Raw genomic sequence first — 20,528 nt, forward strand, 5'->3', positions numbered from 1 at the left:
ATGGCTCCCCGTCAAGCCAGATCCGGTGCCGACCGATGTATATCCCGCCCGCTTTCCGTGAAGACGATCCGGCTATCCTGCGGTCGATCCTGCGCGATGCGCGCCTGTCGACGCTGGTCACCGCCACCGCCGAGGGGCTTGTCGCGACACCGCTGCCGCTGTTCCTCGATGAGGCCGAGGGGCCGCACGGCACGCTCTACGGCCATGTGGCGAAGGCCAATCCGCAATGGAAAGCGCCGCCACTCGGGGAGGCGCTCGTGATTGTTTCCGGGCCCGATGCCTATGTGACGCCGTCCTGGTATGTGTCCAAGCCGGAACACGGCAAGGTCGTGCCGACCTGGAACTACGTCGCCGTGCATGTCTATGGTCCGGTCGAGTTCTTCGACGATCCGGCGCGGCTGCTCGACGCGGTCACGCGCCTGACCGAACTCCATGAACGGCCGCGGGATGAGCCCTGGGCGGTTTCGGATGCGCCGGAAGCCTTCATCCAGTCCCAGCTGAAGGGGATTGTCGGCCTCCGCCTGGCGATCTCCCGCATCGAGGGGAAACGGAAGATGAGCCAGAATCGCCCGGAGGCGGATCGCGCGGGCGTGGCGGCGGGGCTTCTGGGTAGCGAGCGCGCGAGTGACCGGGAGGTCGCCATGTTGATTCCGATCGAGCGGGGCGGCTGAACTCCCGACGGGTCAACGGTTCAACGGGTCACGGCAGGGTCGGGCGGCACCCGCGCCATCTCGAGCGCCGCCTTGATCAGCGCCAGATTGCCCTCCGCTTCCTCTCCGCTCGGCAGTTCCTTGCCATCCTCCAGCCCGATCCGCGTATCCAGCCCGCGCATCAGGGCGTCGCGGTAGAGCGGCCATTTGGTGGCGTCCAGGCCGTGCTGCAGCACCGGCACGTCGAGGCTGGCGCGGGCCAGCACCATGCGGATGGCGGAGGCAGCTTCCAGCGCCTCGGCCTCGTCCTGCTCGTTGATCTCGATGAGGATGCGCAGGACGGTGCGGGATTCGGGCAGGCTGGCGAAGCGTTCCGCATCCGTCGCCGACCAAAGCCCGGCCTCGACCCCGATACCGCGCGACAGGGCGAGACGGATCATCTCCGGCGCGTCGGGCTCGATGAGGTTGACCGAGACGTAATCGGGCAGGACCGTCCATTTTTCCACGCAGGCGAGCCGTCCCGCGCCGCCCGGCGCGATGCGGGCATGGGTGGAGAGGCCGACCGGGATGCCCGGCACGCGGGCGCGGATGGCCTCCAGCGCGGCGGCGACCGCAAGGGGGTCGAGCGTCTCCAGGCCCTGCGTGTCGCGCGGGTGCACATGCAATTCGTTCGCGCCGGCCGCCACGACCGCCGCCGCATCGGCCGCGAGTTCCGCCGGGGTGAGCGGCGTGAAAGCGTGGAAATCCTTGTCCCGCGAACCGTTCAGGCAGGCTTGCAGCATCGGTATCTCCCATATGCGAGGGGCGGTGGCGGTCACTAACCCGCGAGGAAGCCTTTCCGTTTCAGCCGCATCACCGCTCTTTCCAGCGCCTGCAGGAATTCGGAGCGGTCACGGGCGGAAAAGGGGCGGGGCCCCCGCGTGACCTCGCCCGCTTCGCGCAGATCCTGCATCAGGTTGCGGGTGGCGAGTTGCAGGCCGATGGTGGAGGCGGTGAAGGGCTTGCCGGTCGGCGCGATCGCCTCCGCCCCCTTGGCCACCACGCGCGCGGCCAGCGGCACGTCGGCGGTTATGACGAGATCGCCTTCCTCGGCGCGCTCGGCGATCCAGTCATCGGCAATGTCGAGGCCTGCGGGCACGATGACGCGCTCGACATCCGCGTCGCGCGGGATCGCGATGTAGGAATTGGAGACTAGAAACACCTTGAGGCGGTGACGGGCCGCGACCCTATAGGTCTCGTCCTTCACCGGGCAGGCGTCGGCGTCGATATAGATGATGATGGGTTTCGGCAAAGTATTACCGATGCAAGCAGGTGGACACCATAAGAAAGGAGGGCTGCCCTCGCGAGCAGCCCTCCCCATGTCAGACCGCGGTCCGGTCCGGTAGCCGCCACGAAGGCGGCACAAAGTGTCGCATCACGCGGCACGGACCTCGCAAGAGGCAAGCGTCCAGGTCACGGATACCGACGACCGCGGATCAAGACGATCAGACACTGGATCACCTCCTTTCAATTGTTGACGACCACTTCAGATTAAACCGATTCGCACCGGCGTCACCCCCTCTTGTGCGTCGCACGTTCACATCCCGTTACGACGTGACATGATCGGTGCCGGACAGAGGAGGGGATGCGATGCGCAGGATTTTCCCATGGGCTGAGGGCGCGGTGCTGGCGCTGCTGCTGGCGGTGTCGCCCGCTAGCGCGCAGCAGGCAGCGGACAGCCAGGCGCCGGAGGCGGCGAGCGCCGTACAGGCGGGGGCCAAGTTCGCCACGGCCAAGCACTGGATGGTGACGGCGGCCAATCCGCTGGCCGCCGAGGCCGGCGCGGCCGCGCTCCGGGCCGGCGGCAACGCCATCGACGCCATGGTGGCCACGCAGCTCATGCTCGGGCTGGTGGAGCCGCAATCCTCCGGCCTCGGCGGCGGCGCCTTCCTGGTCTATTGGGATGCCGCGAAGGGCGAACTCACCACGTTCGACGCGCGCGAGACCGCTCCGCGCGCCGCGACGCCGACGCTGTTCCAGGACGCCAAGGGCCAGCCGCTGACCTTCATGGGCGCGGTGGTGGGCGGGCGCTCGGTCGGAACCCCGGGAACGCCGCGCCTTCTGGAGACCGTGCACCGGCGCTATGGCCGGATCGCCTGGGCGCAGCTGTTTCGCCCGGCGACGCGCCTCGCCGAAGCGGGCTTTGCCGTCTCGCCCCGCCTTGCCGGCCTCATCGCCGACGATGTCGACAACCTCAAGCGCAACGATGCCGCGCGCTCCTATTTTCTGGACGCCGACGGCGCGCCGCTGAAGCCGGGCGCGGTGCTGAAGAATCCCGCCTATGCGGCGACGCTGCATCATCTCGCGCAATATGGCGCGGATGCCTTCTATGCCGGCACGCTGGCGAGCGACATCGTGCGCACCGTGCGTGAGGCGAATAATCCCGGCGTGCTCTCGCTCGCCGATCTGCGCGAATACCGCGTGAAGGAGCGCGGCCCCGTCTGCGCGCCCTATCGCGGGCTCGACATCTGCGGCATGGGGCCGCCCAGCTCCGGCGCGCTCACCCTCGGGCAGATTCTCGGCATGCTCGGTTCCTATGACCTGAAGGCGCTCGGGCCGCAGTCACCCGAGGCCTGGCGGCTGATCGCCGATGCCTCGCGCCTCGCCTTCGCCGACCGCGACCGCTACATGGCCGACAGCGATTACGTGCCGATGCCGACAAAGGGGCTGCTGGCGCCCGATTATCTCGCCGCCCGTGCCAAGCTGCTCGCGGGTGACGATGCGCTACCCGAGGTTGCGCCGGGTAATCCCACCTGGGACCACGCCATGGCCGAGCCGCGCGCCGATGACGAGGCGCTGGAACTGCCCTCCACCACGCAGATCACCATTGTCGATGGCGAGGGCAACATCGTTTCCATGACCTCCACCATCGAGGCCGGCTTCGGCTCGCGGCTGATGGTGCACGGCTTCCTGCTCAACAATGAGCTCACCGACTTTTCCTTCCGCTCGCAGAAGGACGGCGTGCCGATCGCCAACCGCGTGGAGCCCGGCAAGCGGCCTCGCTCCTCCATGGCGCCGACGATCGTGCTGAAGGAGGGCAGGCCGGTGCTCGCGCTGGGCTCTCCCGGCGGCAGCCAGATCATCGGCTATGTTGCGAAAACCCTGATCGCGCATGTGGACTGGGCGATGCCGCTCGATCAGGCCATCGCCGCGCCCAATGTGCTGGCGCGCTTCGATGCGGTGGAGATCGAGCAGGGCACGGCTGCCGAGGCATTGACGCCGGCGTTGAAACAACTCGGCTTTCAGGTCAGGGCGACGCCGATGACCTCGGGCGTGCAGGCGGTGGCGATCACCCCGGACGGGCTGGTCGGCGCCGCCGACCCCCGACGCGAGGGGGTGGCGATCGGCGAGTGAGGCGTGGCCTCAATGGCTGATCATCCACGGGCGCGCCGAGGGGAAGCTCTTGGCGCCGCTCGCCGTGGTGGCGGTGCGGTTCTTCTTGGTCCGGCTCTTCATGCCCGAGCAGCAGGAACAGCCGGCGCCGTGGCGGGCGCGGTCCTGCTTCTCCTTGTAGCCGTCGACGCTCATCGGCGCGTGGCGCGCCTGTTCGTTGGTGGAATGGGCGAGGCGGCTTTCGCGCGACAGCCCGGAGAAATGCGGAGCCGTCAGCAGGACGCGCGGCGCCAGCGTGCCGCAATCCGGGCAGGGCTGCGGGGCCTGATATTCGCTCATCGGCCGCAGTTCCGTGAAGTCGCCGCAGGCGTCGCAGAGATATTCATAGACGGGCATCGGGCTGCTTCCCTGGGTTTGATTTTCTCGGGGCGTTTCCTCGGATGGAGGCGGGACGACACGAATGCCGTCCCGCGCGCCGGACCTGGATGGGGGGTCAAAGGTCCGGCGAAATCGGCATCTGGATCGAGCCGTCGATGAACTTGGTCGGTCCGGCGGCCGAGGGCTTGATGTCGAAGTCGAAGATCTCGGTCGGGAGCCACAGCGTGGCACAGGAATTGGGGATGTCGACCACGCCCGACAGGTGCCCCTGCACCGGCGCGACGCCGAGGATGGAATGGGCCTGCGCGCCCGAATAGCCGAACTTCTTCATGTATTCGATGGCGTTGAGGCAGGCCTGACGGTAGGCGACGTTGGCGTCGAGATAGTGCTGCGTGCCGCTCTCATCCACCGATATGCCTTCGAAGATCAGATAGTCCTTGTAGTTGGGCGTGATCGGCGACGGCTTGAAGATCGGGTTCTTGATCCCGTACATCTCCATGCCGTTCTTGATCAGGTCGACCTTGATGTGCAGCCACGCGCCGAACATCTCGATGGCGCCACAGAAGGTGATCTCGCCATCTCCCTGGGAGAAGTGCATGTCGCCCATGGAGAGGCCGGCGCCGTCGACATAGACGGGGAAATAGATCTTCGAGCCGCGCGACAGGTCCTTGATGTCGCAATTGCCGCCATGCTCGCGCGGGGGCACGGTGCGGGCGCCTTCCGAGGCGACCTTGTCCCAGGCATCGCCCTTGGCCAGCTTGCCCAGATGCGCGGTCTTCGGCGCGGGCGGGTTGGCGAGCGGGGGCACGCGGGTCGGGTTGGTGTCGATCAGCGCCTGCTCGCGCGCGTTCCAGGTGTCGAGCAGCTTCTGCGAGGGCAGGGTGCCGATCAGGCCGGGATGGATGAGGCCGGCAAAGCCGACGCCGGGCACATGCCGCGAGCGGGTGAACATGCCCTCGTAGTGCCAGATCGACTTCTGCGCGAGCGGGAAGTGGTCGGTCAGGAAGCCGCCGCCATTCTTCTTGGAGAAGAAGCCGTTGAAGCCCCATTCGTGACCCTTGAGCGTGCCGGCATCGAGAATGTCGACCACCAGGAGGTCGCCCGGCTTGGCACCCTTCACGCCGATGGGGCCGGAGAGATAGTGCACGGTGGACAGGTCGACATCGCGGATGTCGTCGGCGGAATCATTGTTGGCGATGGCGCCGCCCGTCCAGTCGACGGTCTCCACGAGGAAGTCCGCGCCCGGCTCCACCCAGGTGGCGATCGGAATGTCGGGATGCCAGCGATTGTGCAGGAATTCGTTGTCGGTAGCCGGCTTGGAAAGATCGACCGAAATCAGTGTCTCAGGCATGGCGCACTCCATTCCCCTTGGGCGTGATGCGATAGGCCGACGGGGAGCGCTCCGAGGAGCGGCTCCCCTCGGGTGTCAGACGGAGAGGAACCGCGCGACCTTGGCCTCGTCGACCTCGGCGCGCAGGTTCTCGTGGACGATCTCGCCATTCTCGATGACGAGCACGCGGTCGGCGATGTCGAGGGCGAAGGACAGCACCTGCTCGGAGACCACGATGGACAGGCCGCGCTCGTCGCGGATGCGCTTCAGCGTGCGGGCCATTTCACGGATGATGGAGGGCTGGATGCCCTCGGTCGGCTCATCGAGCAGCAGCACCTTGGGCGCGGTGGCGAGCGCGCGGGCGATGGCGAGCTGCTGCTGCTGACCGCCGGAGAGGTTGCCGCCGCGCCGGCCCTTCATCTCCAGCAGCACCGGGAACAGCTCATAGATGTCCGGCGGCACCTTGCTCTCGCCGCGCGGTATGAGACCGGTCTCGATGTTCTCCTGTACCGTCATGGTGGAGAAGATCATGCGGCCCTGCGGCACATAGGCGACGCCGTTGGCAACGCGCTCATAGCTCTTCAGCTTCGTGATGTCGGTGGGGCCGACCGAGACGGTGCCGCTCTTGGTCGGCACGATGCCCATGAGCGACTTCATGAGCGTGGTCTTGCCCATGCCGTTGCGGCCCATGATGGCGATGATCTCGTTGGGCGCGACCTTGAAGTTCAGCCCGTGCAGGACTTCGCTCTCGCCATAGGAGACGTGGAGGTTCGAGACGTTCAGCATCTTCGTCTCCTCAATGGCCGAGATAGACTTCGATGACCTTCGGGTCCGCCTGGACCTTGGCCATGGAGCCTTCCGAGAGGATCTTGCCCTGGTGCAGAACCGTGACCTTGTGGGCGATGTCCTCGACGAACTTCATGTCGTGCTCGATCACGATCACCGAGCGGTTCTTGATGATGGTGTTGAGCAGTTCCGCGGTCTTCTTGCGCTCGGAGACGCTCATGCCGGCCACCGGCTCGTCGAGCATGAGCAGTTCCGGGTCCTGGATCAGCAGCATGCCGATCTCCAGCCACTGCTTCTGGCCGTGCGAGAGATATTCGGCGCGCTGGTCGAGCTGGTCGGCGAGGAAGATGGTCTCGGCGATCTCCTGCACCCGCTCCTTCACCGGGCCATCGCGGCGGAAGGTGAGGGCGCCCACCACGGTGCGTCCCTTGGGGTAGGAGATTTCGAGGTTCTCGAAGACGGTGAGGTCCTCATAGATCGAGGGGTTCTGGAACTTGCGCCCCACACCGGCGCGCACGATCTCGTGCTCCTTCATCTTCGTCAGTTCGCGCTCCTTGAAGCGGATGGAACCGGTGGTCGCCCGGGTGCGGCCGCAGATGAGGTCGAGCACCGTGGTCTTGCCCGCCCCGTTGGGGCCGATGATCACGCGGATCTCGTTCTCGTCGACATAGAAGGACAGGTCGTTGACCGCCTTGAAGCCGTCGAAGGAGACGGTGAGCCCTTCCACCGCGAGGACGAAGTCCCGGTTCATGGAGTCGGTGATGACGCCCGCGTTCATGGCTTTCGCTCCTATTCGGCGGCGGCGGGGGCGACCGGCCCGGAGGCCGGCGGGCTGGCGGAAGGCGGCGCGGCGCGGCGCTTGGCGGCGCCGCCGAATAGCGGGCCGAGGCGCGGGGCGACATAGCTCTGCCAGAGGCCGGCAAGGCCGTTCGGGAAGATCAGCACCACGGCGATGAACAGGCCGCCGAGGCCGAACAGCCAGAGTTCCGGGAAGCTCTCGGAGAAGGAGGTCTTCGCCCAGTTCACCAGCAGCGTGCCGTAAATCGCGCCAAGGATGGACAGGCGCCCGCCGACCGCCGTGTAGATCACCATCTCGATCGAGGGCACGATGCCCACGAAGGACGGCGACATGAACCCGACCTGCAGGGTGAACATTGCCCCGCCAATGGCCGAGAGCGAGGCGGCGAGGCAGAACACGAAGATCTTGAACGAGGAGACGTCGTAGCCGGAGAAGCGCACGCGGTCCTCCTTGTCGCGCATGGCGACGAGGATGCGGCCGAGCTTGGACGATTTGACGTAATAGGCGAGGAGGATGCAGCCGAGCAGCAGGCCGACGCAGACGAAATAGAGGATGGTCTTGGCGCTGTCGGTGCGGATGTCCCAGCCGTGCAGCGAGCGCAGGTCGGTGATGCCGTTGATGCCGCCGGTATAACCCTGCTGGCCGACGATCAGGATGGTCATGATCGCCGCGAGCGCCTGGGTGATGATGGCGAAGTAGACGCCGCCCACGCGCCGCTTGAACAGCGCGTAGCCCAGGATCAGCGCGAACAGCGCGGGCACCACGACCACGGCGAGGGTGGTGAAGCCGAAGCTGCGGAACGGCTCCCAGAACCAGGGCAACGAGGTGATTTGGTTCCAGTCCATGAAATCGGGGATGCCCGGCGTCGACTGGATCTTGGTGTTCTCGACGCTGGAAGCCTCCAGCTTGAGATACATCGCCATGCAATAGCCGCCCAGGCCGAAGAACACGCCCTGGCCGAGGGAGAGAATGCCGGCATAGCCCCAGCACAGTACGAGACCGAGCGCCACGAAGGCATAGGTGAGGTACTTGCCGACGAATTGCAGGCGGAAATTGTCCAGCGCCAGCGGCAGCACGACGAGGAGCAAGATGGCGAGGACGATGATGCCGATCAGGTCCTGCGGACGCAGGAAGAAGGTGCGGCCGGATTTGGGGGCAGGGATGGTCATGGGCGCCTCCTCAGCGACGGACCTTGATGACGAACAGGCCCTGCGGCCGCAGCATCAGGATGATGACCACGCCGAGCAGCGTGAGGACTTTGGCCATCGATCCCGAGAGGAAGAACTCCATGGTCGACTGGGCCTGCGAGATGGTGAAGGCGGAGGCGATGGTGCCGAGCAGGCTCTGCGCGCCGCCGAAGACGACAACGAGGAACGTGTCGACGATGTAGAGCTGGCCGGAGGTCGGGCCGGTGGAGCCGATCATGGTGAAGGCCGAGCCCGCCACCCCGGCAATGCCGCAGCCGAGGCCGAACGTGTTGCGGTCGATCTTCTCGGTGTTGATGCCCACCGCGCCGGCCATCACGCGGTTCTGCACCACCGCGCGCACCTGCTTGCCCCAGGCCGATTTGTACATGAGCAGGGCGACGGCGATGGTGATGGCGATGGTCAGGCCCATGACGAACAGGCCGTTGATCTGCACCTCGATCGTGTCGGTGAGGGCGAGCGAGCCCATCATCCAGTTGGGCAGCTCGACGCCCACCTCGCGCGGGCCGAACACCGAGCGGTAGACCTGCTGCAGGATGAGGCTGAGCCCCCAGGTGGCCAGCAGCGTGTCCAGCGGGCGCTTGTAGAGCCGCCGGATCATCAGCCATTCCACCGCCATGCCGAGCGCGCCGGAGGCGAAGAAGGCGAGGATCATGGCAACGAAGAAGTAAATGTTGAACAGGGAGGGAAGGAAATGGAGAAAGAACTGCGAGGTGAAATAGGTGACATAGGCGCCAAGGATCATGAACTCGCCATGCGCCATGTTGATGACGCCCATCTGGCCGAAGATGATGGCCAGGCCCAGCGCCATGAGCACGAAGACCGAGAACAGGATGAGGCCGGCGAAGCCTTGCATCACGAAGATCGAGCCGAGCTCGGCCAGCGAATAATCGGCAAACATTCAGGAATCCCCCGGCGTGCGCGCTTGGCGCGCGGTCTCCGTCAACCGAAAGTGCCCCGGAGAGGGCACATGGCCCTCTCCGGGTGGGAGCCTCAGGCGATCACTGGTAGCCCTTGGGGAACGGATCCGGCTCGATCAGGTCCGGCGTCTCGAACACGACCTTGAACTGGCCGTCCGGCTGGGCCTGTCCCACGCGGGTCTTGGACCAGAGGTGATGGTTGGGGTGGATCTTGACGTAGCCCTCGGGCGCCTTGGTGAACTCGATCCCGGCCGAGGCGGCGGCGATCTTGTCGATATCGAAGGAGCCGGCCTTCTCGACGGTGAGTTTCCACAGCCAGGGGCCGAGATAGGCGGCCTGGGTGACGTCGCCGATCACGGTCTTCTCGCCCCACATCTTCTTGAAGGCGGCGACGAACTCCTTGTTGTTCGGGTTGTCGAGCGACTGGAAGTATTTCATGCAGCTATAGGCGCCGGCGAAATTCTCGCCGCCGATGCCGTCGATCTCGTCCTCGGTGACGGAGATGGTGAGCAGCGTCTGCTTGGAGAGGTCGATGCCGGCGGCCTTGAGCTGCTTGTAGAAGGCGACGTTGGAGCCGCCGACCACGGCGGCGTAGATCACATCCGGCTTCTTCAGCTTGATCTTGTTGATCACCGAGTTGAACTGGGTGTGGCCGAGCGGGAAATATTCCTCGCCGACGACCGAGGAATCCTTCAGATGCCCCTCGATGTGCTTGCGGGCGATCTTCATCGAGGTGCGCGGCCAGATATAGTCCGAGCCGATGAGGTAGAAGGTCTTGCCGTTCTTGGTCTTCTGCACCCAGTCCAGGCCGGCGAGGATCTGCTGCGTCGCTTCCTGCCCGGTATAGATGACGTTCTTGGACTGCTCCAGTCCTTCATAGAATGTGGGGTAGTAGAGCATGCCGTTATACTGCTCGAACACCGGCAGCACCGCCTTGCGCGAGGCAGAGGTCCAGCAGCCCATGACGGCGGCGACCTTGTCGTTGACCAGCAGTTTCTTGGCCTTCTCCGCGAAGGTCGGCCAGTCGGAGGCGCCGTCCTCCTGGATGTACTTGATCTTGCGGCCGAGCACGCCGCCGGCAGCGTTGATCTGGTCGATGGCGAGCTTTTCCGCCTGCACCGAGCCGGTTTCCGAAATCGCCATCGTGCCGGTGACGGAATGCAGGATGCCGACGGTGACTTCCGTGTCGGTCACGGCAAGACCCGTCGTGTTGACGGCGGCCGTGGCCGGCGCCTGAGCATAGGCAGGTGTTGAAAAAAGCCCGGCAGATGACAGAAGAGGCGCAGCAGGAAGCGCCGCCATGCCCATGAGGAGCTTACGACGCATGCTGGAAAACTTAATTGAATTTTCGTTATCGGAAGACATACGATCCCCTCCACGGGTTTGACGTGGCCTCAACAAGCTTCCCGATGTGCTTGCATTATGGGGATCGTGGCGGTCGATGGCGCGCTGCAGCAATACGTCGATTGACGTATAGGGGATCCGGGCCGCCGGCTTCAGAGTAGGTGTCACGCTAGAGGCGTCCTGCGCTTCCCGCGTCGTCAGTTTTTCGCGCGCGCGCGGGCGCGCAATGTCGGATCAGATAGGATTTCGTCAGCCGTTTTCGGAGTGAATCGAGTAGCGGGAAGGCAAGTAATTCTTGATCGATGCAGACTGGACGATCCGAATGCGTTCACGAAGGCACTTTTTTGCAATGAGTTGTCGAAGTTGGAATGATTTGTGCTTGTAATCTACGGCGGTATGGATAACCAGACCGCGCGGTGGCCCGGGCGAGCCGGGTGACGCTCCAAGAAGAACAGTCGAGAGGGTCGGCGCGCGGGATGTCGGACGTCGGGACGGCGAAGCGGGGCCCCATGGCAGCGGAACAGAAAATCGTTCGCGTGCGGCGGCGCTACAACCAGTGGGTCGTCAACGAGACGCTGGAAGATTACGCGCTTCGCTTCACCGCCAAGAGCGCGCGCCGCTGGTCGGCGCTGCGGGTGGCCAATACCGCGCTGGGCGCGGTGTCCTTCCTCGCGCTGGAGGCGATTGGCGGGGCGATCACGCTTGCCTATGGCTTCGAGAATGCGGTTGCCGCCATTGTGGTGGTCGGGGTGTTCATCTTCGCCACCGGCCTGCCCATCTGCTACTACGCCGCCAAGTTCGGCGTCGATATCGACCTGCTGACCCGCGGCGCCGGCTTCGGCTATATCGGCTCCACCGTCACCTCGCTGATCTACGCCTCGTTCACCTACCTGTTCTTCGCCATCGAGGCGGCGATCATGGCGCTGGCGCTGGAGATGTGCTTCGGCGTGCCGCTGATGGTGGGCTATTTCATCAGCGCTCTCGTGGTCATCCCGCTGGTGACGCACGGCATCACCTTCATCAGCCGGTTCCAGCTCTGGACGCAGCCCTTCTGGCTGCTGCTGAATCTCATCCCGTTCGGCTTCATCATCGCCTATCACGGCGAATCCGTCCGCGACTGGACGACCTTCACCGGCCGGGTCGGGGCGCCGGACGGCTCGTTCGACCTCTTGATGTTCGGCGCGGCGACCACGGTGGTGTTCGCCCTCATCGCCCAGATCGGCGAACAGGTGGATTTCCTGCGCTTCCTGCCGCGCCGGGCGCCGGGGCGCAGCGCGGCGCGGCGCAACGCGCTGTGGTGGGTGGCGCTGCTCTCCGCCGGGCCGGGCTGGATCATTCCCGGCGTGATCAAGATGCTGGGTGGCTCCTTCCTCGCCTATTTCGCGCTCACCCGCGGCGTGCCCTTCCTGCACGCGGCCGAGCCGACGCAGATGTATCTCGTCGCGTTCCAGACCATGTTTCCGCCACCGATGGCGCTCGCCTTCACCGGCATGTTCGTGATCCTGGCCCAGCTCAAGATCAACGTGACGAACGCCTATGCCGGCTCCATCGCCTGGTCGAACTTCTTCTCGCGGCTGACGCACAGCCATCCCGGCCGGGTGGTCTGGCTGGTGTTCAACGTCACCATCGCGCTCATGCTCATGGCGCTCGGCATCTACAAGGTGCTGGAGCAGATCCTCGGGCTCTATGCGGTGATCGCCGTGGCGTGGGTGGCCTCGCTGGTCGCGGACCTCGTGGTGAACAAGCCGATGGGCTGGAGTCCGCCCGGCATCGAGTTCAAGCGGGCGCATCTCTACGATATCAACCCGGTCGGCTTCGGCGCCATCATCGCGGGCACGCTGGTCGGCGCGCTGGCCTTTTCCGGTCTGCTCGGGCCAGCGCCGCAGGCCTTCGCCCCGTTCGTGGCGATGGTGGTGTCCTTCGCCACCGCGCCGGCCATCGCCTTCTCGACCCGCGGGCGCTACTACATCGCCCGGCGCACCAGTCGCAACTGGGAGAGCCGGCTGACGATCCGGTGCTGCATCTGCGAGCACACGTTCGAGCACGAGGACATGGCCCATTGCCCGGTCTATGCCGGGCCGATCTGCTCGCTGTGCTGCTCGCTCGATGCGCGCTGCAATGATCGCTGCAAGGACGACGCGCGCTTTCCCGACCAGATCCTCGCCGCTCTGCGCGCGACGCTGCCGAGCTGGATGGTGGCGCGCATCAACTCGCGCATCGGCCATTATATCGGCGTGCTGTCGCTGCTCGCGGCGCTGATCGGCGCGATCCTCGGGGTGATCTATTTCCAGGCCACCTTCGCTCCCGCCGCCGAGCGGGAGGCGATGGGCCGCATCCTGTTCACGCTCTACTTCATCCTGCTGATGATCGCCGGTGTCGCCGCCTGGCTTTTCGTGCTGGCGCAGGAGAGCCGGCGCGTCGCGCAGGAGGAGAGCGATCGGCAGACCTCGCTGCTGCGGCGGGAGATCGAGGCGCACAAGCGGACCGATGCCAAGCTGCAGAAGGCGAAGGAGGTCGCCGAGGCGGCCAACCTCGCCAAGAGCCGCTACGTGGTGGGCATCAGCCACGAGTTGCGCACGCCGCTCAATGCCATTCTCGGCTATGCCCAGCTTCTGGAGCGCGACACCACCATTCCCCCGCACCGGCGCGATGCCATCCGCGTGGTGCGCCGCTCGGCGGAGCATCTCTCGGGGCTGATCGACGGGCTGCTCGACATTTCCAAGATCGAGGCCGGGCGGCTGCACCTCACCCGCGACGAGGTGCGCATCGGCGATTTCCTCGACCAGCTGGTCGACATGTTCCGCCTGCAGGCGACGGCCAAGGGCATCGATTTCGTCTATGTGCGCCCCGAGCGGCTGCCGGCGGTGGTCTATACCGATGAGAAGCGGCTGCGGCAGATTCTCATCAATCTCCTGTCCAACGCCATCAAGTTCACCGCCGCCGGCCGGGTGGCGCTGCGCATTTCCTATCGCAACCAGGTGGCCGAGTTCGAGGTGGAGGATACCGGCATCGGCATTCCCGCCGCCGATCACACGCGCATCTTCGAGCCGTTTGAACGTGGGGAAAGAGCGGGCACCTATTCCACCGCCGGCATCGGCCTCGGCCTCACCATCACCAAGCTGCTCACCGAGATCATGGGCGGGGAGATATCGCTCACCTCGGTGCCGGGGCGCGGCAGCACCTTCCGCGTCAAGCTGATGCTCTCCGAGGCGACGCGGCCGACGCTGGCCGGACCGATCCAGCACCGGCGCATCATCGGCTATGCCGGGCCGCGCCGCACCGTGCTGGTGGCGGATGACGACACCGCGCATCGCGACCTGATGCATGAATTGCTGCTGCCGATCGGCTTCACCGTGCTGTCGGCGGCGGACGGCGTCGCCGCGCTCGATATGGTCCGGCAATGGAATCCCGACGTGCTGCTGCTCGACATTTCCATGCCCGGCCTCAATGGCTGGGAAGTGGTGCGGCTTCTGCGCGACGAGGGCTTCGGCCGGCTCAAGATCGTGATGATCTCCGCCAATGCCGGCGAGATCCGCGGCGACGGGCTGGACGAGCGGCGCCATGACGATCATGTCGTCAAGCCGGTGAATCTGCGCAGCCTGCTGGAAAAGCTGGAGAAGCTGCTGGACCTCGACTGGATCGGCGAGGGCGAGGCCGTGCCCGACGCGGCGCCGCGAGAGAAGCTGCGGGCGCCGGCCGATGGGCATATCGAGGACCTCGTGAAGCTCGGCGAGATCGGCTATGTGCGCGGGATCCAGGCCAAGCTCACGGAAATCGAGCGCGCCTCGCCCGTGCACGGCGCTTTCGTCGCGCATATGCGCGACCTCATGCAAACCTTCGACATCAAGCAGTACATGACCGTCCTGGAGGCGTTGCGCCGCGATGATGCATAGCGTGGAACGCCGCGACATCATTCTCGTGGTGGATGATTCACCCGAGACCCTGAGTCTTTTGACCGATGCGCTGGAAGCCTCGGGTGCCACGGTTCTGGTGGCGGTCGAGGGCGCCAATGCGCTGGCGCTGGTCGAGCGCATCACGCCCGACGTCATCCTGCTCGATGCTGTCATGCCGGGCATGGACGGCTTCGAAACCTGCCGGCGGCTCAAGCGCAACAAGGCGGTCGCGCATGTGCCGGTCATTTTCATGACCGGGCTTTCGGAAACCGAGCAGATCGTGAAGGGGCTGGAGGCCGGCGGCGTCGATTACGTGACCAAGCCGATCTCCCCGGACGAACTCATCGCCCGCATTCGCGTGCATCTGGCCAATGCCCGCCAGACTCACAGCGCGCGGGCCGCGCTGGACGCGGCCGGCCGCTTCCTGCTCTCGGCGACGCGCGAGGGGCGGGTGCTGTGGTCGACGCCGCAGGCGACGGCGCTTCTATCCGCCATCACCGCGTCGTCGCCCGGCGACAGCCTCATGTTGCCCGAGGCCGTGCGGCTCTGGCTGGCGGCACGGCGAACGGATGGCGCGGGCGGCGAGCCGGCCGCGCTCGATCTGCCGATGCCGGGCGTCGTGCGCCGGCTGCGCCTCTCCTATGTCGGGCAGATCGGCCCGGAGGAACTGCTGCTGCGCATCGTCGAGGACGAGGGCGTGCCGCCCGAACAGGTGCTGCGGGCCAAGCTCAATCTCACGGTGCGCGAGGCGGAAGTGCTGATGTGGCTGGCGCGCGGCAAGGCCAATCGCGATATCGGCGAGATTCTCGGCCTCTCGCCGCGCACGGTGAACAAGCACCTGGAGCAGATCTACGCCAAGATCGGCGTGGAAAACCGCGCCGCCGCCACCGCGCTGGCGGTCACCGCGCTCGCGCCGCGCTGACGCGGGTTCGGCCTCGTGTGAGTGATCCCCGCGGCAAACGGGGTCCGCTGGAGCGTTTTTCGCGAAACTTGACCGACTTTCGCGAGTCGAAAACGCTGCCCCTGACCGGAAGGGGTTCTGAGCGGCCGATCCCGGGGAGCGCTCGCGCCGGGCACCTCGATCGCCCGGAACGTCCCGCCGCGCCAGCCTGCGGAGCACAACCCTCGTTATCGAGCGCGTGCACCGGCTCATCATAAAGTTTCAAAATTGTCGATAATGTCGCAGCAAAATGTCGACGAATTTGTTGCTTTGTGACAGTCAGCCCGTAAATTCGCGCGGAAAGCGAGACCTCACCCGAAAGGGATACCTCAATGCGCCAGCGGATGATGATTGGCGCCGCCGCCGCCCTGCTGATGAGCGGCGCGGCAGGATCGGCGGCTCTGGCCCAGCAGCGCGCCGCGGGCGAGGCGCTGCAATATGCCGTCGAGCGCCAATGCGTGATCGAGCTGCGATCGTACAGTGATCCCGAGCGCATCGAACTGCAGAATGTCTGCTACAATCCGCGCGCGGTGCGCATCAGCTGGGGCAATGGCCGCGTGGTCGACTATTGCCTCAACAGCGCGGGCGATGTGCGCTACGTCGTCAAGCTCAGCGACAATTATCGCATGACCCGCGAGCAGGACATCCTGATCTGCCGGTAAGCCGTCGGTCGTCGCATGGCGGGCACGTTCAGCGCGGCCCGCGCAGCCGTCAGTCCGCGCCGAAGGCGAGGGGCATCAGGTGGTCCAGTTCCGCATCGCCGAATAGCCGGGAACGGGTGAGAAAGCGCACGCCGCGCCCGTTCTCCAGGCTGAACATGCCACCCCGGCCCGGCACCACGTCGATGATAAGCTGCGTGTGCTGCCAGTAGTCGAATTGCGAGGGGCTCATGAAGAAGGGCGCCCCGCCGATCGCGCCCATGCGCACGTCCCCGTCGCCGACAATATAGTCGCCGATCGGGTAGCACATGGGCGAGGAGCCGTCGCAGCACCCGCCGGACTGGTGGAACAGCACGGGGCCGTATTCCTCAACCAGCGTAGCGATCAGATCGAGCGCGGCCGGCGTGGCGAGAACGCGCGGCACGGTGATCGCCTCCGCTGTAGTGGCGGCTGGTTCGAGCGTCGAGACGGGCGTCGAAACGGTCATGATGGCCTCCTCCATGAAAAAACCGCCGCCCCGGGAAGGGATCCGGGGCGGCGTCGAGAGGATGTCGGGCGCTCAGAAGAAGCCGAGCTTCTTCGGGCTGTAGCTGACCAGCATGTTCTTGGTCTGCTGGTAATGGTCGAGCATCATCTTGTGGTTCTCGCGTCCGATGCCGGACTGCTTGTACCCGCCGAACGCCGCATGGGCGGGATAGGCGTGATAGCAGTTGGTCCACACGCGCCCGGCCTGGATGGCGCGGCCGAAGCGATAGGCGCGGTTGCCGTCGCGGGTCCACACGCCGGCGCCGAGGCCATAGAGCGTGTCGTTGGCGATGGAGAGCGCCTCGTCTTCATCCTTGAAGGTGGTCACGGACACGACCGGCCCGAAAATCTCCTCCTGGAAGATGCGCATCTTGTTGTGGCCCTTGAACACGGTCGGCTTCACGTAGAAGCCGCCGGCCAGATCGCCGCCCAGATTGTTGCGCTCGCCGCCGGTGAGGACCTCTGCCCCTTCCTGCTTGCCGATGTCGATATAGGAGAGAATCTTCTCCAGCTGCTCGGAGGAGGCCTGCGCGCCGATCATGGTCGCCGGGTCGAGCGGCGAGCCCTGCACGATGGCTTCCACGCGCTTGAGGGCGCGTTCCATGAAGCGGTCATAGATGCTCTCGTGGATGAGCGCGCGAGAGGGGCAGGTGCAGACCTCGCCCTGGTTGAGCGCGAACATCACGAAGCCTTCGATCGCCTTGTCGAAGAAATCGTCGTCCTCGGCGGTCACGTCCTTGTGGAAGATGTTCGGCGACTTGCCGCCCAGTTCCAGCGTCACGGGAATGAGGTTCTGGCTGGCATACTGCATGATCAGCCGGCCCGTCGTCGTCTCGCCGGTGAAGGCGATCTTGGCGATGCGCGGCGAGGAGGCGAGCGGCTTGCCCGCTTCGAGGCCGAAGCCGTTGACGATGTTGAGCACGCCCGGCGGCAGCAGGTCGGCGATCAGTTCGGCCAGCACGAGAATGCTCGCCGGGGTCTGCTCGGCCGGCTTCAGCACCACGCAGTTTCCAGCCGCGAGGGCGGGAGCCAGCTTCCACACCGCCATCAGGATCGGGAAGTTCCACGGGATGATCTGACCGACCACGCCGAGCGGCTCGTGGAAGTGATAGGCGACCGTGTCGTGGTCGATCTCGCTGATGCCGCCTTCCTGTGCCCGCACGGCGCCGGCGAAATAGCGGAAATGGTCGATGGCGAGCGGCATGTCCGCGGCGGTCGTCTCGCGGATCGGCTTGCCGTTGTCCCACGTCTCGGCCAGCGCGAGCAGGTCGAGGTTCTCCTCCATGCGGTCGGCGATCTTGTTGAGGATCAGCGCGCGCTCGCCGGCGCTGGTGCGGCCCCAGGCGCCCTTGGCCGCGTGGGCGGCATCGAGCGCCTTCTCGATATCCTGCGCGTCGGAGCGGGCGATCTCGCAGATCTTGCCGCCGGTGACCGGCGAGGTGTTGTCGAAATAGCGGCCGGCCACCGGCTCGACGAACTGGCCGCCGATGAAGTTGCCGTAGCGCGCCTTGAACGGCGACTGCTTGGTAATGGAGAGTTCGGGTTTGTTCATTGTGTATCCTCCCAGGGTGGTGCCGGAAAGGATTGCACCGCCCGTGCCAAGGCGATGCGGCGCCGCACAAAATCGTTACTGCGACACGGCAAAATATTGATATGACTGACTTAAGATGTTGGATTGGAGCGGCGCCAAAACAAAGGGTGTGGACGCGCGTTCGGAACTTTGCCACAACTGTCGTACAAAACAACAAGAACTAAAAACACGTGTTGCAGAATGCAACACTCGGGAGGTGCCAATGCGTGCCGACGCAACGCCAAGGGCGGTTTCCGTCGCCCGTCGGCAGTTTTTCGATCACGGGCGTCCGCCGCAATCGCTGATCGCCGAGCCGATCCTGCGCTCCTGGCGCCGCTGCGCCGACCGTGGCCTCGACAATCACAGCCTGCCCTCGCTGGTGCCGCTGACCGAGGGCGAATTGCGCGAGGCGAGCGAGCGCAATGAGCGCCTGCGCCGGCTCAGCCGGCCGGAGATCGAGAGCCTCTATGCCGAGGCGATGCAGACCGGCTGCGTGGTCATCCTCACCGATCCGAACGGGCTGATCCTCGATTCGCGCGGCAATGCGGGCTTCGCCTCGCGCGCCGCGCAGGTGGCGCTGCGCCCCGGCGTCAGCTGGAGCGAGAACGCCACCGGCACCAATGCGGTCGGCACCGCGCTGCTGGAGTGCCGGCCCATCGCCGTGCATGGCGGCGAGCATTATCTCGACCCGCACGGCATCCTCAGCTGCTCGGCCGCGCCCATCATGGACCCCTATGGTCGCGCGGTCGGCGTGCTGGACCTCTCCGGCCCGGCGGCGGTGGATCACCGGCATGCCCTGGGGCTGGTGCGCCTCGCGGCCGAGCAGATCGAGCATCGCTTCTTCGACGAGGGGTTCGCCGACATGCGCGTTCTGCGCGTGGGCGACGACCGGGCGCTGCTGGGCACGCCGCGCGAGGGCGTATTGGTGTTCGACGGCGACCGGCTGGTGGCGGCCAACCGGCATGCGCTCGGCCTGTTGCACATGGACTGGTCGGCGCTCGGGCGGCTGCGGGCCGACGAACTGGTGGAGCGCCTGCCGGAGGGCGGGCAGGTCGCGCGGCTGGAGGCGGCCGGCGGGCGGGCGCTGTTCGCGCGGCTCGACGGCGAGCGTCGCGTCGCGGCGCTGCGCCCGGCTCCGCCCCGGCCGGCCGGTCCTTTCGGCGATCTCGTGCTGCGCGAGGAGGACGAGAAGGCGCTGGCCCGGGCGATCAAGATGATCGTGGCCGGCGTGCCCGTTCTGGTGCAGGGCGAGACCGGCACCGGCAAGGAGATGGCCGCGCGCGAAATCCATCGCAAGGGCCCCCGCGCGAGCGGCCCCTTCGTGGCGGTGAACTGCGCGGCAATTCCCGAGACGCTGATCGAGGCCGAGCTGTTCGGCTATGAGGAGGGCGCCTTCACCGGAGCCCGCCGCAACGGCCGCAAGGGCCTGCTGCGCGAGGCCGATGGCGGCGTGCTGTTCCTCGACGAGATCGGCGACATGCCGCTGGCGCTGCAGTCGCGGCTGCTGCGGGTGCTGCAGGACCACGAGGTGCAGCCGCTCGGCGGCGGCAAGCCGGTGCGCGTGGATTTCGCGCTCATCTGCGCCACCCACCGCAATCTCAAGGAACGGGTGGAGGCGCAGACCTTCCGCTCCGACCTTTATTTCCGCATCGCCCATTTCACCCTCGATCTGCCGGCCGTGCGCCAGCTGGGCGACCGGTTGCCGGCGGTGCGCGAACTGTGGAGCCGGGTTGCGCATGACCGCGGGCTGATGCTCTCGCCCGCCTGCGAAAGGCATCTGGCGGATTATCACTGGCCGGGCAATTTCCGCCAGCTGGTCGGCACGCTGCGCATGCTGGCGGCGCTGGCCGAGCCGGACCGGCCGGTTGAGGCGGACATGCTCCCTCCCGACATTCGCGCCGCGACGCCGGAGCCTTGCCAGATCATCCTCCACGATTCCTCCGCGCCGAGCCGCCCGGAGGGGGGAATGTCGCTCGACGCGCTGACGGTGGAGGCGATGCGGCGCACGCTGGATTCCTGCGGCGGCAATGTCTCGCAGGCCGCCAAGCGGCTCGGCATCAACCGCTCCACACTCTATCGCCGCCTGCTGAACGCCTGAGGCGGGGAACCCGTGCGCCACCCATCCGTTGCCTTCGTGAGACACACCCGAAGGAGACA

Annotated in this window: 17 protein-coding genes; 6 read left to right on the forward strand and 11 right to left on the reverse strand. The window is 66.0% G+C overall.

Annotated elements, in window-relative coordinates; all coding sequences use genetic code 11:
* The first annotated feature begins 35 nt into the window (after positions 1-35).
* A complete protein-coding gene (locus FHS55_RS12435) occupies positions 36-671 on the forward strand; it encodes an FMN-binding negative transcriptional regulator (protein ID WP_183190066.1) in 636 nt (211 codons plus the stop codon).
* 20 nt (positions 672-691) lie between these two features.
* Here the strand turns inward: FHS55_RS12435 and FHS55_RS12440 are convergent, their stop codons facing one another.
* Together FHS55_RS12440 and FHS55_RS12445 are read right to left on the reverse strand one after the other, a co-directional pair.
* Positions 692-1,432 carry a 3-keto-5-aminohexanoate cleavage protein gene (locus FHS55_RS12440; protein WP_183190067.1) on the reverse strand — a complete coding sequence of 247 codons (741 nt, stop codon included), beginning with the start codon at positions 1,430-1,432 and terminating at the stop codon, positions 692-694.
* Positions 1,433-1,467: 35 nt separating this feature from the next.
* Positions 1,468-1,941: a YaiI/YqxD family protein gene (locus FHS55_RS12445; protein WP_246340089.1), complete on the reverse strand. Its 474-nt coding sequence runs from the start codon at positions 1,939-1,941 to the stop codon at positions 1,468-1,470.
* Between the two features lie 338 nt (positions 1,942-2,279).
* Here FHS55_RS12445 and ggt point away from each other — a divergent pair, with 338 nt between their 5' ends.
* Complete coding sequence (gene ggt, locus FHS55_RS12450; RefSeq protein WP_183190069.1) at positions 2,280-4,043, forward strand: gamma-glutamyltransferase; 1,764 nt, start codon at positions 2,280-2,282, stop codon at positions 4,041-4,043.
* Between the two features lie 9 nt (positions 4,044-4,052).
* Here ggt and FHS55_RS12455 read toward each other — a convergent pair whose 3' ends face one another.
* From FHS55_RS12455 to urtA, 7 genes are all read right to left on the reverse strand, one after another.
* Complete coding sequence (locus tag FHS55_RS12455) at positions 4,053-4,418, reverse strand: FmdB family zinc ribbon protein (protein WP_183190070.1); 366 nt, start codon at positions 4,416-4,418, stop codon at positions 4,053-4,055.
* 97 nt (positions 4,419-4,515) lie between these two features.
* Positions 4,516-5,751, reverse strand: coding sequence for a formamidase (fmdA, locus tag FHS55_RS12460; protein WP_183190071.1), 1,236 nt, complete (start codon positions 5,749-5,751; stop codon positions 4,516-4,518).
* A 75-nt stretch (positions 5,752-5,826) separates the two neighbouring features.
* Positions 5,827-6,516, reverse strand: coding sequence for an urea ABC transporter ATP-binding subunit UrtE (urtE, locus tag FHS55_RS12465; RefSeq protein ID WP_183190072.1), 690 nt, complete (start codon positions 6,514-6,516; stop codon positions 5,827-5,829).
* Between the two features lie 10 nt (positions 6,517-6,526).
* Positions 6,527-7,294 carry an urea ABC transporter ATP-binding protein UrtD gene (urtD, locus tag FHS55_RS12470; RefSeq protein WP_183190073.1) on the reverse strand — a complete coding sequence of 256 codons (768 nt, stop codon included), beginning with the start codon at positions 7,292-7,294 and terminating at the stop codon, positions 6,527-6,529.
* 11 nt (positions 7,295-7,305) lie between these two features.
* Positions 7,306-8,484, reverse strand: a complete 1,179-nt coding sequence (gene urtC, locus FHS55_RS12475; RefSeq protein ID WP_183190074.1) for an urea ABC transporter permease subunit UrtC — start codon at positions 8,482-8,484, stop codon at positions 7,306-7,308.
* A 10-nt stretch (positions 8,485-8,494) separates the two neighbouring features.
* On the reverse strand, positions 8,495-9,421 hold the full coding sequence (gene urtB, locus FHS55_RS12480) for an urea ABC transporter permease subunit UrtB (RefSeq protein ID WP_183190075.1): 927 nt from the start codon (positions 9,419-9,421) through the stop codon (positions 8,495-8,497).
* A gap of 100 nt (positions 9,422-9,521) precedes the next feature.
* A complete protein-coding gene (gene urtA, locus FHS55_RS12485; protein ID WP_183190076.1) occupies positions 9,522-10,805 on the reverse strand; it encodes an urea ABC transporter substrate-binding protein in 1,284 nt (427 codons plus the stop codon).
* Positions 10,806-11,293: 488 nt separating this feature from the next.
* On the opposite strand from urtA, the gene FHS55_RS12490 reads away from it, so the two are divergent.
* The 3 genes from FHS55_RS12490 to FHS55_RS12500 all read left to right on the forward strand — a co-directional run bounded on the left by FHS55_RS12490 (position 11,294) and on the right by FHS55_RS12500 (position 16,279).
* Complete coding sequence (locus FHS55_RS12490) at positions 11,294-14,677, forward strand: hybrid sensor histidine kinase/response regulator (protein WP_183190077.1); 3,384 nt, start codon at positions 11,294-11,296, stop codon at positions 14,675-14,677.
* Positions 14,667-15,599: a response regulator gene (locus FHS55_RS12495; protein WP_183190078.1), complete on the forward strand. Its 933-nt coding sequence runs from the start codon at positions 14,667-14,669 to the stop codon at positions 15,597-15,599. The genes FHS55_RS12490 and FHS55_RS12495 overlap by 11 nt, the downstream gene beginning before the upstream one ends.
* Before the next feature lie 350 nt (positions 15,600-15,949).
* Positions 15,950-16,279, forward strand: coding sequence for a hypothetical protein (locus FHS55_RS12500; protein ID WP_183190079.1), 330 nt, complete (start codon positions 15,950-15,952; stop codon positions 16,277-16,279).
* 49 nt (positions 16,280-16,328) lie between these two features.
* Here the strand turns inward: FHS55_RS12500 and FHS55_RS12505 are convergent, their stop codons facing one another.
* Together FHS55_RS12505 and adh are read right to left on the reverse strand one after the other, a co-directional pair.
* Entirely contained in the window at positions 16,329-16,763 is a 435-nt protein-coding gene (locus FHS55_RS12505; protein WP_183190080.1) for a DUF779 domain-containing protein, read from the reverse strand.
* A gap of 72 nt (positions 16,764-16,835) precedes the next feature.
* On the reverse strand, positions 16,836-18,353 hold the full coding sequence (gene adh, locus FHS55_RS12510) for an aldehyde dehydrogenase (protein ID WP_183190081.1): 1,518 nt from the start codon (positions 18,351-18,353) through the stop codon (positions 16,836-16,838).
* 241 nt (positions 18,354-18,594) lie between these two features.
* Between adh and FHS55_RS12515 the strand changes: the two genes are divergently transcribed.
* The gene (locus FHS55_RS12515) at positions 18,595-20,469 is read left to right on the forward strand and encodes a sigma-54-dependent Fis family transcriptional regulator (RefSeq protein WP_183190082.1); all 1,875 of its coding nucleotides are present in this window, start codon (positions 18,595-18,597) and stop codon (positions 20,467-20,469) included.
* Positions 20,470-20,528: the final 59 nt, after the last annotated feature.

It is taken from the genome of Ancylobacter tetraedralis (assembly GCF_014195655.1).
Classification (GTDB): Bacteria; Pseudomonadota; Alphaproteobacteria; order Rhizobiales; family Xanthobacteraceae; genus Ancylobacter; species Ancylobacter tetraedralis.